Consider the following 12,080-nt stretch of genomic DNA (forward strand, 5'->3'; position numbering starts at 1 on the left):
CCTGACGCTCGCTTTGCCGTGCGCTTTGCCGAGCGACCTCGCTGCGCAGCAAAAGAGGCTGAGTTTAGCGATTTATCAAAGCACGAAGCAATCGCGCCGCAGGCGCATCACCCGTGGCGATGTCGATGGTGCGCGTCGGGAAAGTGCGCGTGCGTATGCCGCAGCGGCGCATGGTCATGCGGGTGGCTGTGCTGCGTGCCTATCGGCACCGGCGGCTCATGCACATGATCGTGATGGCCGTCGTCTTTCGGGCCGCCGTGGACATGGCGGTGACTATGGTGCATCGCCTCGTGGTCGTGCGCATGCGCATGGCGTTCGCTGACGTGCAGCCAGACGCCCAGCGCCATCAGCCCACCCGCCAGCACCAGTCCCGGCGTGAGGGCTTCGCCGAGCAAGAGCACGGCCAGCGCGGCGCCGAAAAACGGCGCCACGGCGAAATACGCGCTTGTGCGCGCCGTACCCAGATGCCGCAGCGCCAGCACGAACAGCACCAGGCTGACGCCGTAGCTGGCAAAGCCGAGCGCGCCTGCCGCCAGCACGATAGGCCAAGTCGGCCATTGCGCCCCGACCAGCATCGCCAGAAGCAGGTTGACCGCCCCGGCGATGAGCCCCTTGCTCATGGCGACAAAACTGGCATCGGCCAAGGCGACTTTGCGCGTGAAGTTGTTGTCGAGCGCCCAGCCCAGGCAGGCGCCGATCACCGCCAGCCCCGGCCACAGACTGCTCCAGTCCAGCCTCATCCCCTGGCCGGGCCAGTTCAGCACCACACTACCCAGAACAATGGCCCCCATGCCCAAGGCGATGCGGCGATCGAAGTTTTCGCGGAACACAAACCAGGCCAACAAGGCCGTCAGCACGCTCTCCAGATTGAGCAGCAGCGAAGCCCCCGCGGCCGGCATGCGCGAGAGGCCGAACATCAGCAGCACCGGCGCGCCCACACCGCCGCTGAAAATCGCGGCGGCCAGCCAGGGCCACTCACCGGCTTGCAAATGAGACGTCGCCGCTTCGCCGCTGCGCACGGCACGCAGTGCCCGCCAGGCGGCCAGGCCGATCCCCGAGCCCAGATACAGCAAGGCCGCCAGCAACCACGGGCTGGTGTCGGCCAGCAGCAGCTTGGCCAGCGGCGTGCTCGCGCCGAACAACAAGGCGGCGACGAGCGCCAGGGTGATGCCCTGATGGAGCGAAGCGTTCTGCGAAGGGGGTGTGAGAGAAGATGGCATAAGAGGGCGTGAGAGGCTTACGAAAGGTACGCCGTCCTGTCAGGACGTATGGCTTGTGACGTTTGGTGAACCCGGCTTGCCTGCGGCGATTGGCTGGCTAATGTTCAAAACAAAATCAGTCTGTGCGAATGTCCGCATGGACCCGCCAGACTTCTCTTCTTTCTGACGCATCATGGGAACCAAAATCTATCTGACCGGACTTGGAATTCTGCTCATTGTCTGCTTGTCCGTCGGCTTTTACATGGGCTACAGCCATGTCTTCGCACCCGGGGCCTACAGCGTGCCCGATCAGGGCATCGCACAGGTTCCCCCAAGCCCGATCAGCGCGGCGAGCCACGCCGCACCTCAAAGCTGATCGTCAAGCCGGAAACACCCCGGTGCTCAGATAGCGGTCGCCGCGATCGCAGACGATGAACACGATGGTGGCGTTTTCCACTTCGCGGGCAATGCGCAGAGCCACTTCGCAGGCGCCGGCCGCGCTGATGCCGCAGAACAGCCCCTCCTCGCGGGCGAGCTTGCGCGCCATGTTCTCTGCCGCGGCCTGGCTGACGTACTCCAGCCGATCCACCCGCTGCGGTTCGTAGATCTTGGGCAGGTATTCCTGCGGCCATTTACGGATGCCGGGAATGCGCGAACCTTCCTCCGGCTGCGCGCCGATGATCTGCACCGACGGGTTCTGCTCCTTGAGAAAGTGCGACACCCCGGTAATGGTGCCGGTCGTGCCCATGGCGCTGACGAAGTGGGTGATGCGCCCTTTTGTGTCACGCCAGATCTCGGGGCCGGTGGTCTCGAAATGCGCCCGCGGATTGTCGGCATTGGCGAACTGATCGAGCATCAGACCCTTGCCATCGCGCTGCATCTGCTCGGCCAGATCGCGGGCGTATTCCATGCCGCCGCTCTTGGGGGTGAGCAGCAACTCGGCGCCGAAGGCTTTCATGGTCTGGGCGCGCTCGATACTGAGGTCTTCGGGCATGATGAGCACCATGCGATAACCCAAAATGGCGGCGGCCATCGCCAGGGCGATGCCGGTATTGCCCGAGGTGGCCTCGATCAACGTGTCGCCGGGTTTGATGGCGCCGCGCTCCTGCGCGTGGCGAATCATGGAAATCGCCGCCCGGTCTTTCACCGATCCGGCCGGGTTGTTGCCTTCGAGCTTGCCCAGGATCAGGTTGCCGCGCCGCGCATTGTCGGCGCCGGGGATGCGCTGCAACTGCACCAGCGGGGTGTTGCCGATCACCTGGTCGATGGTGAGGTAGGACATGGAAGTCTCCTGAAAGTGTCAGCGGAAATCAGCGGCGGGCAGGCGGTTTGCGGGCAGCTTGGGCCGCCTCAGTTCAGGCCGGCCTTGCCCGGCAGATCGAGGGCGGAGAGATCCATCGCCGCCTCGCGCCAATGGCGCTGTGCCTGGTCTTCGCGCTCGATGCCTTCGAGCAGTTGCGCCAGCGCGGCATGAATCTGCCCGCGCAAACGCCTTTCGTCATCACTGCAAGACTGGATGGCCTTTTGCAGATGCTGCTGCGCCTTGCCCCAGAGCTGCATTTCGGCACAAGCCGCGCCCGCGGTGAAATACGCCTGCGCCTCTTGCGGCCAGCGGCCCAGCCACTGCTCGGTCTGGGCGACAAAACCGGCGTCAATGCCCGTCAGCATGGCGCGCAGGCTCGGCATGAACAGACCCGGCTCGGCGTGCGGGCGGCTGAGCGCGTCGATCAGCAGTTGCCGCGCTTCGCCGACTTCACCGGCCGCGGCGAAGCCTCGGGCGGCCGCAATCACGAGGGTGGGGTCGGTGCGCTCCTGCGCGGTCAGCCGATGCCAGGTCGTGCGCAGGGCCTGCGGGTCGTCGCCTGCCTGTCGCAACAGCCCGGTGGCTGCGGTATGCAGCATGGCCTGCGCGGCTGCGGGATGCAGCGCGCCGTGTTTCAGCAGAGTGCGCGCCAGCCGCAGCACGGCAGCGTGATCGCCCACCTTGCGCGCGGCCTGCAGCTCGATGCGCAGCGCGTGGGTGCGCCGCTGCACCCCGGCGGGCAGCGAGCGCAGTTGGGCCAGCGCTTCGCGCGGCTGCTTGGCGTCGAGCTGCCACTGCGCCTTCAGCAGCGCACCGGCATCGCGGGCCGGTTGCGGCAGTTGTTCCAGATAGGCGTCGCGCCGGTCATAGGCCTGGAGTTGCTGCGCCGACTGCGCCGCGGTCATCAGCGCTGCGGGAGCGAAATCGGTGAACTCGGCCGCGCGCTGCGCCGCGCGCTCGGCCCTGCGAAAGCGGCCGCCGAAATAGTCGAACATGCCGTTGTGCAAGGCCTGCGCGGCCAGTCGCATCCGCCGCCGCGCCCGGAACTCTGCCGCCGCCTGCGGCATGCCCAGCAGCAGTGACAGACCGCGCAGCACCAGGTAGAACACCACGAAAGCCAGCAGCAGCAACAAGACCGCGAAGTTGAGCGACACATCCACCCGCCAGGGGGGCAGCAGCACGGCGACGTTGCCAGTATTGAGGGTCGTGCCCAGGGCCAGCAGCACGGCGGCCGCGGCCAGAATCAGCACCCAGATCAGCCAGCGCATCAGGGGGCTCCGCTATCCAGCGTGGAGAGCACGGCCAGCGACTCCAGATTGGCTGCGGGATTGGCCGAGAGGTCGAGCTGGGCGGCCTGACGGGCGAGCGACAGCGCCTGCACCATGCGCGGCTGGCGCTTGTCGAAATAGGTTTTCAGCGCTTCATCGATGCCTCGCATATCGCTGCGATACGCCACCGCATTGCGCGAAAGCAGATCGAGACGGGCATTGAGGATGCGCAGTTTGAGATTCTCGCGCAGGAATTCGCCCTGCTGCGGCGAAGCCAGCAAAGCATCGCGCGAGCCCACGCGGGTGATGCCGAACAACTGCACCAGCGAGGCGCGAAAGCGCTCGAACCAGTCGCCCAGCCACGGCGCCCAGCGCGGGCCTGCGGCCGACGCCGGGGCCACGGGCGGGGTGCCCGGTGCGCTGGCGCCGTGGGCCGGTCCCGCCGCCGAAACCAGCCGCAAACTATCCACCAGCGCGGCCAGATCGTTGAGTTTGTGCGCGGCTGCGGCGATGTCGGGCGTGACGGCGCTGCGCAGCCGCGTCAGGTCGGACTGCACCGCGCGGCGCAGGATTTGCGCCTTGGGATTGGGCGAGCGCGCCAGTCGCGCATCGGCGCTTTGCAGGGTGGCGATGAGCGGCTGCACATTGCCGATCAGCTGGGCCTGCTGCTGCGCCAGGGCGATGAGCTGACCGGTTTCGGACAGGCGGGCCTGATCGCGGGTCTTGGCAAAGTCTGCATACAACGTCTCCAGCGCCTGACGCTGCGCCGCGAAGTCTTGCTGGCGCGATTCGAGCACCGCGAGCCGCGTCGTGAGATCGCGCACCGAATCGTTGGCCTGTTTGGTCAGGGTCTTGGCCTCGATGGCATCGGTCGTTGCGGTTTGCAGGCGCTGCGCAATTTCCGCCTGGGTGGCATACAGGCGGTTGTTCAGCCACCACGCCATCGCCACCAGAGCGACGACGAGGGCAACGAGAACCGGCCAGACCCAGCGGGCGCCCGGCAGGCCGACAGGCGCCGACTTCGTCAGTTCCGCCGATGGTGGCATGGCCGCAGGCTCAGGAGAAGCTGCAGCCGAAGCAGCAACCTGCGCAGCCGCAGGCGCTTGCGCCGGAGAAGGCTCTGCCTCGGGAAGGGTGCTGGGCTCAGTCATGCGGGCATTCTAGGAGTCTGTCAGGCTCGGGGCTGAGGCCAGACGATGCAAAGTGGACAGCACCTCTTCAAGCGGCGCGCGGGTCAGTTCCACCCGCCCGAAGCCTGCTTCGCTCAAGGCGCTGGCGATGCGCGGGTGGATGGCCAGCGCTCGCTGCGGGTGCAGCACGGCTGCGTCCAGCCCGGCCGGTTCGAGCAAGCGCTGCAGGTTATGCACGGCCTCAGTCGAGGAAAACAGCCACCAGCCGCCGCTACCCAGCGCAGTCTGCAGCAACGCCGCGGTCTGCGCGTTGTATTCGGGTGCCAGCCGACTGTAGGCCTCGATGACTTTAACCTTGGCGCCCGCCGCTTCGAGCTTGCGTTGCAGCAGGTCGCGGCCCGGCCCGCCCCGGAAGATCAGCGCATGGCGCCCGGCCCACGGAAAAGACGCCACCGGCCCCGGGGCGAAAGCGAGTTGCAGCGCGTTCCACAAGGCCTCGGAGTCGCCCTCGCCGCCCGGCTCATCGCCTCTCAAGGAAACGCAGGGCCGCCCCCAAGTTTCCTTGACCCCCTCGGGGGGCGGGCTGGGCGAAGCCCGGCCCTGGGGCGCTCTCAAGAAAACTCCGGGCCGCCCCAAGTTTTCTTGACCCCCTCGGGGGGCGGGCTGGGCGAAGCCCTGCCCTGGGGGCGCCGCGCCCGGCGCGATGAGCCGCGGCCACGGTACGTCGTCAGGCTGCGCGGTCAAAGCCCGGCGTACCGCGCGCAAGCTGCCCTCGCCGACGACGCCGATGGCGCAACGTGCGGGCCAGGGCTGGCGCAGCGCCGCGAACACCGCAGCCACCGCCGTAGGGCTGACGGGAATGGCAAGATCGGTCTGTGGCAAAGCGGCCAAGGCAGCGTGAAAACGGGGCAGATCGCCCGGCGGGCCGATGTGTTGCAGTGGAAAGTCGAGCATCTGCACACCGGCTGCGGCCAAAATCTCGTGCGCCCCTCCAGACTGCGAGGACGCCCGGGTGGAGATCAGCGTGGTGTTGAGCATCGTTGCCCCGCTTTGCCTGGAGCCATCAACCGGGAGAACTCAATGCGAACCGAGTTGCGCCAGCAGCGCGTCGGCGCCCTGTTCGCGCAACTGCCGCGCCACCTGCTGCCCCAGCGCCTCGGCCTGCGCCAGATCGGTGACGCGCCCACGCTGCTGCGCGTGCAGCGCCTGGCTGCCATCGGGCAGCCCCAACACGGCGCGCAGATGCATTGCCTCGCCCTCCAATGTGGCATAGGCGCCCATCGGCGTGGTGCAACTACCGCCCAGCCCCCGCGACACCGCGCGCTCAGCATGGGTGCACAAGGCCGTGGGCGGATGGTTGAGCGCAGCCAGCGCCTGCGCCAGATCGGGCCGGTCGGCGCGAATTTCGATACCCAGCGCCGCCTGCCCGACAGCCGGGAGCATGTCTTCAGGTTCGATGACAGCGCGCACCCGCTCGCCTAGACCCAGCCGCTTGAGCCCCGCTGCCGCCAGCAGGATGCCGGCATACTGCCCTTCGTCGAGCTTGCGCAGCCGGGTGTCGAGGTTGCCGCGCAGCGCCTGCACTTTCAGATGCGGATAGCGCGCGCGCAGTTGCGATTCGCGCCGCAAACTGGAGGTGCCGACCACCGCGCCCGCGGGCAGATCGGCCAGATTGGCGTAATGCGGGCTGACCCAGGCGTCTCGCGGGTCTTCACGCTCCATCACCGCGGTGAGCGCGAATCCGGTCGGCAGCACCATGGGCACATCCTTGAGCGAATGCACCGCGAGGTCGGCATGGCCCTGCTCCATGGCCACTTCGAGTTCCTTGACGAACAGCCCCTTGCCGCCGATCTTGGCCAGCGATTTGTCGAGAATCTGGTCGCCCTGCGTGGTCATGCCGAAAATCCGCACATCGCACTGCGGATACAGCCCCTTGAGCAGATCGCGCACATGCTCGGCCTGCCAAAGCGCCAGACGGCTTTCGCGGGTGGCAATGACGAGGGACGGTGGGGGAGTGAAAGTGGAAGTCATCGAATGATTCTAAAGAGCCGGTTCGCGCCGTGGCTGAATTCGGTGCCTGGAAGGCCACAGATCGGGGCATTGCAGTTCGATCGGCCTGCGGCAGCGCAATTCCGGAGTCGGTGCGGGCGCGCATCTTGCTTCGTTTTGTCTGGGCGCTGATAGCATCACTGCGCCCCAATTTCGTGCCCATTCAACCACTCTTCGCCATGTCGACACGCCCCTCAACCGCACGCAACGCCTCCGATCCCGACGCACCTCTGTTCGACGACATCCGCCTGCTCGGGCGTCTGCTGGGCGACCTGATCCGTGAGCAGGAGGGGCAGGAGATGTTCGACATCGTCGAAACCGTGCGCCAGCTCTCGGTGAAGTTTCACCGCGACGGCGACGCCAAGGACCGCCGCGCCCTCGACAAGCTGCTCAGCAGCCTCAGCCGCGACCAGGCGGTCAGCGTGATACGCGCCTTCAGCTACTTTTCCATTCTGGCCAATATCGCCGAAGATCACCATGTGCTGCGCCGCGCCGAGCAGGATGCCGAGCGTGGCGCCCCGCCGCAGCGCGACAGCGTGCGCGCCGCCCTGGAGACGCTCAAGGACTCCGGCGTGGATCGGCAACAACTCCTGCAGTTTTTCGACCAGGCGCTCATTTCCCCGGTGCTCACCGCCCACCCCACCGAGGTGCAGCGCAAGAGCGTGCTCGACGCCGAACGGGCGCTGGCGCGACTGCTGGTCGAACGCGACGCGACCCGTCTGCCGCAAAAGCGCGCCGACATCGAAGACGCCATGCGCGCCCGCGTGGTGCAGCTCTGGCAGACGCGGCTGCTGCGCTACGTCAAGCTGAAAGTGTCGGACGAAATCAAGAACGCGCTGTCGTTTTATGGCGCCACGTTTTTTTCGCAATTCCCGCGCCTGTATCGCAACCTGGAGCGCGACATCGAGGCGCTCTTTCCCGCAGGCGGGCAAGACCTTGCCAAGACCGATCTGCCGGCCTTTTTCCGCATGGGCCACTGGATCGGCGGCGACCGCGACGGCAACCCCTTCGTCACCGCCGACACCCTGAGCTACGCCTTGCGCATGCAGTCGCGCACCGCCATCGAGTTCTACATGGCCGAAGTGCACGCCATCGGCGGCGAGCTGTCGATCTCGGCGCTGCTGGCCAGCGCCAGCCCGGAACTGATGGCCCTGGCCGAGCAGTCGCCCGATCTGTCGGAACACCGCAGCGACGAGCCCTACCGGCGTGCGCTCATCGGCATGTACGCGCGCCTAGCCGCCAACCTGCGCAAGCTCGCCGGGGTGCAGGCCCTGCTGCCCGAAGTGGGCAGCGCCGAGCCCTATGCCAATGCCGACGAGTTCATCGCCGATCTGCGCATCATCCACGACTCGCTGCACCGGCATCATGCCGGGCCGCTGGCGCAGACGCGGCTCGACCCGCTGATCCGCGCCGCCGGGGTGTTCGGCTTTCGCCTGGCCACCATCGACCTGCGGCAAAGCTCGGATCAGCACGAAGCCGTGCTGCGCGAACTGCTCGCCGCCGCTGGCCTGTGCCCCGATTACAGTCATCTTGACGAAGCCGCCAAGCAGGCGCTGCTCATCCGCTGCCTCAACGACCCGCGTCCGCTGCGTCTGCCGCACCACGTCTATTCCGACTGGGCGCGCAGCGAACTGGCCGTGTTCGACCGAGCCTACAGCGCCCGGCGAGACTTCGGCCCACGCGCCATCCGCCAGTACATCATCTCGCACTCCGAGACCGTCAGCGATCTGCTTGAACTGCTGTTGCTGCAAAAGGAGGCGGGGCTGTTCCACGGCACCCTGGGCAGCCACGACAGCTACGCCGAGCTGCTGGTGGCGCCGCTGTTCGAAACCATCGAAGACCTGCGCAACGCCCCGGCCATCATGCGCGACTTCTATGCCCTGCCCGGCATCGCGGGGCTGGTGCAGCGCTCCGGCGGCGAGCAGGAGATCATGCTGGGCTATTCCGACAGCAACAAGGACGGCGGCTTCTTCACCTCCAACTGGGAGCTGTATTGCGCCGAGGTCGCGCTGGCCGAGCAGTTCGAGCAGCTCAAGGCCGAGCATGGCATCACCCTGCGGCTGTTCCACGGCCGTGGCGGCACGGTGGGACGCGGCGGCGGGCCGAGCTTCGACGCCATCCTCGCCCAGCCGCCGGGCACGGTGAATGGCCAGATCCGCCTGACCGAACAGGGCGAGGTCATCACCAGCAAATACGGCAATCCCGAGATCGGGCTGCGCAACCTCGAAACCCTGGTGGCCGCCACGCTGCAGGCCACGCTGCTGCCGCAGACCAAGACCGCGAGCAAGCCCCCGGCGCGCTTTCTCGACGCAGCTGCCGCCCTGTCCGAAGCCTCCATGGCGGCCTACCGCAAGCTGGTGTACGAGACCCCGGAATTCACCGATTACTTCTATAGCGCCACCCCCATTTCCGAGATCGCCGAGCTCAATATCGGCAGCCGTCCGTCCTCGCGCAAGGCCACCCGCGCCATTGCCGATCTGCGCGCCATTCCCTGGGGCTTTTCGTGGGGCCAGTGCCGCGTGGCGCTGCCCGGCTGGTATGGCTTCGGCAGCGGGGTGCAGGCCTTCCTCGACGCCAACCCCGACGGCCTCAAGCTGCTGCAGCGCATGGCCAAGCAGTGGCCCTTCTTCGCCACCCTGCTGTCGAACATCGACATGGTGCTGGCCAAGACCGATCTGCGCGTGGCGCAGCGTTATGCCGAACTGGTGGCCGACTCCAAGACGCGCCAGAAAGTGCTCAAGGCGCTGCTGCGCGAATGGCAACTCACCACCGACATGCTCACCGCGATCACCGGCAACACCGAGCGCCTGGCCGACAACCCCACGCTCAAGCGTTCGATCCGCGCCCGCTTTCCGTATATCGACCCGCTCAATCACCTGCAGATCGAACTCCTGCACCGCTTCCGCGAAGGGCAGACCGACGAGCGCACCAAGCGCGGCATTCACCTGAGCATCAACGGCATCGCTGCGGGGCTGCGCAATACCGGCTGAGGGCAGTTACGGGTTCCAGCCGCGCAGCGCCTGCATCGCCGCGTCGTAGCCGATTTCGATCGATTCTTCGGCGCGGCCGAATTCGAGAAAGCGGATGTCGCCCAGCGGCGGCCGAATGAGCAAGTCGGGCGGCTCGATGCGCAGACGGCTTTCGGTGATGTGCATTTCCATCACATTCACCGAAGCCAGCAGCACCTCGAACACATTGGGCAGCGGTTCCTCGCGGTCGGCCCAGCGCTCGAACTGATCTTTGGCCGGGGCGCTCGGGGCTTGCAGGCGCTGCTTGAGATCGGCCATCACCCGCCGATAGTCGGCCACCCAGCGGCCTGCCGGTTCTTCCACCGAAGTTTCGCTGCGCCGGAGTTTGGGCCGCAGCCGTCGCTTGAGCCGACCGTCCACCACGCCATGATTGAGATCGACCGCAATCACCTGGTCCGCCCCCATGGCACGCACCACGCTGATCGGCACCGGGTTGCTCAAGCCCCCGTCCACCAGCACCCGGCCATGCACGCGCACCGGGGTGAACACGCCCGGCACCGCAATGCTGGCGCGCACCGCCTCGATCACATCGCCTGAGCGCAGCACCACCTCGGCGCCGCTGTGCAGATCGGTGGCAATCGCGGCAAAAGGAATGGACAGCGCCTCGATCTGCGTCGCCGGCAAATGCTCGCGCACCAGCTCGGTGACCTTGGCGCCGTCGATCAGCCCGGAGCGAGGAAACACCACGTCGAAAAACGACAGGGTCTTGCGCCAGTCGAAGGTCTTGAACGTGGCCTCCAGCCCGTCGGTGCGCCCCGCTGCGGCAATGGCGCCAACCAGCGCGCCGATGCTGCACCCGGCGATGAAATCGATGCGCACGCCGGCATCGGCCAAGGCCCGCAGCACACCCAGGTGCGCCATGCCGCGCGCGGCGCCGCCGCCCAGCGCCAAGCCGAGCCGGGGTCTTGGCGCCGAGGTCGAAGGCTTGGAGACAGGCGCTGTTTGCATGGCGAAAGCATAAGTCCAGCGCTATGGGTGCGCTAAGACTGGCTCCCTAGAGTTCTTCTCACGCCAAACCGGCGTTTGTTCAACTTCTTCAGGGAGCTTCATCATGAAAATTCGCCAATCCATCCTCATCGCCACGCTCGCACTCGCTTCGGCGGCAGCCGGGGTCAGCGCTTTCGCCTCGAATGACGGGGGCAACGACGCCCGCATCATCCCCAACGCCAAGATCAGCCTGAGCCAGGCCGTCACCGCAGCCGAGCAGCATGTGGGCGGCACGGCCTCCAAGGCCGAAGTCGAGCAGCACGCGGGCAAGGCGGTGTATGACGTGGAAGTGGTCAAAGGCGCGCAGGTGTTCGACGTGAAGATCAGCCCGGATCAAGGCACGGTCATCGCCTCGACCCAAGACCGTAACGATCACGACGACCACGATCAGCAGGACTGATCGCTGCAACCGCCTCCTTTCATCCGGAAGCCCTCCGGGTGTCGCGGAGGCGGTGTTGTTTTGCAAACCCACTAAAACACCGCCACGCCATGCTGCATTTCCCTGCTTTCTGGAATGACCTCAATCTGGGGCTCTACACCCATTGGGCCGCCCACGGCACAGCGTCACAAGCCAGCATCGACGTGGCGCTGTTCTTTGCGGAATACGCCATCTACGCCGCGCCCCTGCTGTTGATCTGGGGCTGGCTGCGCCACCCGGACGCGCTGCGCCCGCCGCTGCTGCAAGCCGCGGTGGCGGCCCTCGTGGCGCTGGGCATCAATCAACTCATCGGGCTGGTGGTATTCGAGCCGCGCCCCTTCGCCCTCGGCGTCGGCCCTGCGCTGCTGGCGCATGCGCCCGACAGCGGCTTTCCCAGCGATCACCTCACCGTCATCGCTTCGGCCGCGGCGAGCCTGCTCTTCACGCCGACATGGCGCAGAGCCGGTCTGCTGCTGGCACTGCTGGGCCTGCCTGTAGCCTGGGCGCGGGTGTATCTCGGCGTGCATTGGCCGCTGGACATGGCGGGCGCCGCGCTGGTGGGATTGTTGGCCGCGCTCGTCGTCCATCTGGCGCGGCATCGTCTGCTGGAGCCCGCCATGCCCTTGCTCACGGGCCTCTATCGCAAACTGTTCGCACCGGCCATTCGTCAAGGCTGGGTTTTACGATGAAGCAAATT

At 66.7% G+C, this 12,080-nt stretch carries 11 protein-coding genes; 4 read left to right on the forward strand and 7 right to left on the reverse strand.

Annotated features, from left to right (window positions below; genetic code table 11):
* Positions 1-107: 107 nt before the first annotated feature.
* On the reverse strand, positions 108-1,220 hold the full coding sequence (locus tag THI_RS10385) for a DMT family transporter (RefSeq protein ID WP_013106210.1): 1,113 nt from the start codon (positions 1,218-1,220) through the stop codon (positions 108-110).
* A 172-nt stretch (positions 1,221-1,392) separates the two neighbouring features.
* Here THI_RS10385 and THI_RS10390 point away from each other — a divergent pair, with 172 nt between their 5' ends.
* Entirely contained in the window at positions 1,393-1,575 is a 183-nt protein-coding gene (locus tag THI_RS10390) for a hypothetical protein (RefSeq protein ID WP_041608984.1), read from the forward strand.
* Positions 1,576-1,578: 3 nt separating this feature from the next.
* Here THI_RS10390 and cysM read toward each other — a convergent pair whose 3' ends face one another.
* The 5 genes from cysM to hemC all read right to left on the reverse strand — a co-directional run bounded on the left by cysM (position 1,579) and on the right by hemC (position 6,931).
* Entirely contained in the window at positions 1,579-2,481 is a 903-nt protein-coding gene (gene cysM / locus THI_RS10395) for a cysteine synthase CysM (protein WP_013106211.1), read from the reverse strand.
* A 68-nt stretch (positions 2,482-2,549) separates the two neighbouring features.
* Positions 2,550-3,770, reverse strand: coding sequence for a heme biosynthesis protein HemY (locus THI_RS10400; protein WP_013106212.1), 1,221 nt, complete (start codon positions 3,768-3,770; stop codon positions 2,550-2,552).
* Positions 3,770-4,921, reverse strand: coding sequence for a uroporphyrinogen-III C-methyltransferase (locus tag THI_RS10405; protein WP_013106213.1), 1,152 nt, complete (start codon positions 4,919-4,921; stop codon positions 3,770-3,772). The genes THI_RS10400 and THI_RS10405 overlap by 1 nt, the downstream gene beginning before the upstream one ends.
* 9 nt (positions 4,922-4,930) lie before the next feature.
* The gene (locus THI_RS10410) at positions 4,931-5,938 is read right to left on the reverse strand and encodes a uroporphyrinogen-III synthase (RefSeq protein WP_013106214.1); all 1,008 of its coding nucleotides are present in this window, start codon (positions 5,936-5,938) and stop codon (positions 4,931-4,933) included.
* Between the two features lie 39 nt (positions 5,939-5,977).
* Positions 5,978-6,931 carry a hydroxymethylbilane synthase gene (hemC, locus tag THI_RS10415; protein ID WP_013106215.1) on the reverse strand — a complete coding sequence of 318 codons (954 nt, stop codon included), beginning with the start codon at positions 6,929-6,931 and terminating at the stop codon, positions 5,978-5,980.
* A 197-nt stretch (positions 6,932-7,128) separates the two neighbouring features.
* Between hemC and ppc the strand changes: the two genes are divergently transcribed.
* Positions 7,129-9,939 (forward strand): phosphoenolpyruvate carboxylase, encoded by a 2,811-nt coding sequence (gene ppc / locus THI_RS10420; protein ID WP_041609248.1) that lies wholly within the window; start codon positions 7,129-7,131, stop codon positions 9,937-9,939.
* A 6-nt stretch (positions 9,940-9,945) separates the two neighbouring features.
* Here ppc and THI_RS10425 read toward each other — a convergent pair whose 3' ends face one another.
* Complete coding sequence (locus THI_RS10425) at positions 9,946-10,926, reverse strand: patatin-like phospholipase family protein (protein ID WP_013106217.1); 981 nt, start codon at positions 10,924-10,926, stop codon at positions 9,946-9,948.
* A gap of 103 nt (positions 10,927-11,029) precedes the next feature.
* Between THI_RS10425 and THI_RS10430 the strand changes: the two genes are divergently transcribed.
* Complete coding sequence (locus THI_RS10430) at positions 11,030-11,365, forward strand: PepSY domain-containing protein (RefSeq protein ID WP_013106218.1); 336 nt, start codon at positions 11,030-11,032, stop codon at positions 11,363-11,365.
* 89 nt (positions 11,366-11,454) lie between these two features.
* Positions 11,455-12,072 (forward strand): phosphatase PAP2 family protein, encoded by a 618-nt coding sequence (locus THI_RS10435; RefSeq protein WP_013106219.1) that lies wholly within the window; start codon positions 11,455-11,457, stop codon positions 12,070-12,072.
* Positions 12,073-12,080 lie beyond the last annotated feature (8 nt).

The sequence above is a fragment of the Thiomonas arsenitoxydans genome (genome assembly GCF_000253115.1).
GTDB classification, from domain to species: Bacteria; Pseudomonadota; Gammaproteobacteria; order Burkholderiales; family Burkholderiaceae_C; genus Thiomonas; species Thiomonas arsenitoxydans.

What these genes read in the sequence shown, in the direction of transcription:
- THI_RS10385 (WP_013106210.1), bottom strand. Translation starts at nt 1,220, where the DNA reads ATGCCATCTTCTCTCACACCCCCTTCGCAGAACGCTTCGCTCCATCAG.
- THI_RS10390 (WP_041608984.1), top strand. Translation starts at nt 1,393, where the DNA reads ATGGGAACCAAAATCTATCTGACCGGACTTGGAATTCTGCTCATTGTC.
- cysM (WP_013106211.1), bottom strand. Translation starts at nt 2,481, where the DNA reads ATGTCCTACCTCACCATCGACCAGGTGATCGGCAACACCCCGCTGGTG.
- THI_RS10400 (WP_013106212.1), bottom strand. Translation starts at nt 3,770, where the DNA reads ATGCGCTGGCTGATCTGGGTGCTGATTCTGGCCGCGGCCGCCGTGCTG.
- THI_RS10405 (WP_013106213.1), bottom strand. Translation starts at nt 4,921, where the DNA reads ATGACTGAGCCCAGCACCCTTCCCGAGGCAGAGCCTTCTCCGGCGCAA.
- THI_RS10410 (WP_013106214.1), bottom strand. Translation starts at nt 5,938, where the DNA reads ATGCTCAACACCACGCTGATCTCCACCCGGGCGTCCTCGCAGTCTGGA.
- hemC (WP_013106215.1), bottom strand. Translation starts at nt 6,931, where the DNA reads ATGACTTCCACTTTCACTCCCCCACCGTCCCTCGTCATTGCCACCCGC.
- ppc (WP_041609248.1), top strand. Translation starts at nt 7,129, where the DNA reads ATGTCGACACGCCCCTCAACCGCACGCAACGCCTCCGATCCCGACGCA.
- THI_RS10425 (WP_013106217.1), bottom strand. Translation starts at nt 10,926, where the DNA reads ATGCAAACAGCGCCTGTCTCCAAGCCTTCGACCTCGGCGCCAAGACCC.
- THI_RS10430 (WP_013106218.1), top strand. Translation starts at nt 11,030, where the DNA reads ATGAAAATTCGCCAATCCATCCTCATCGCCACGCTCGCACTCGCTTCG.
- THI_RS10435 (WP_013106219.1), top strand. Translation starts at nt 11,455, where the DNA reads ATGCTGCATTTCCCTGCTTTCTGGAATGACCTCAATCTGGGGCTCTAC.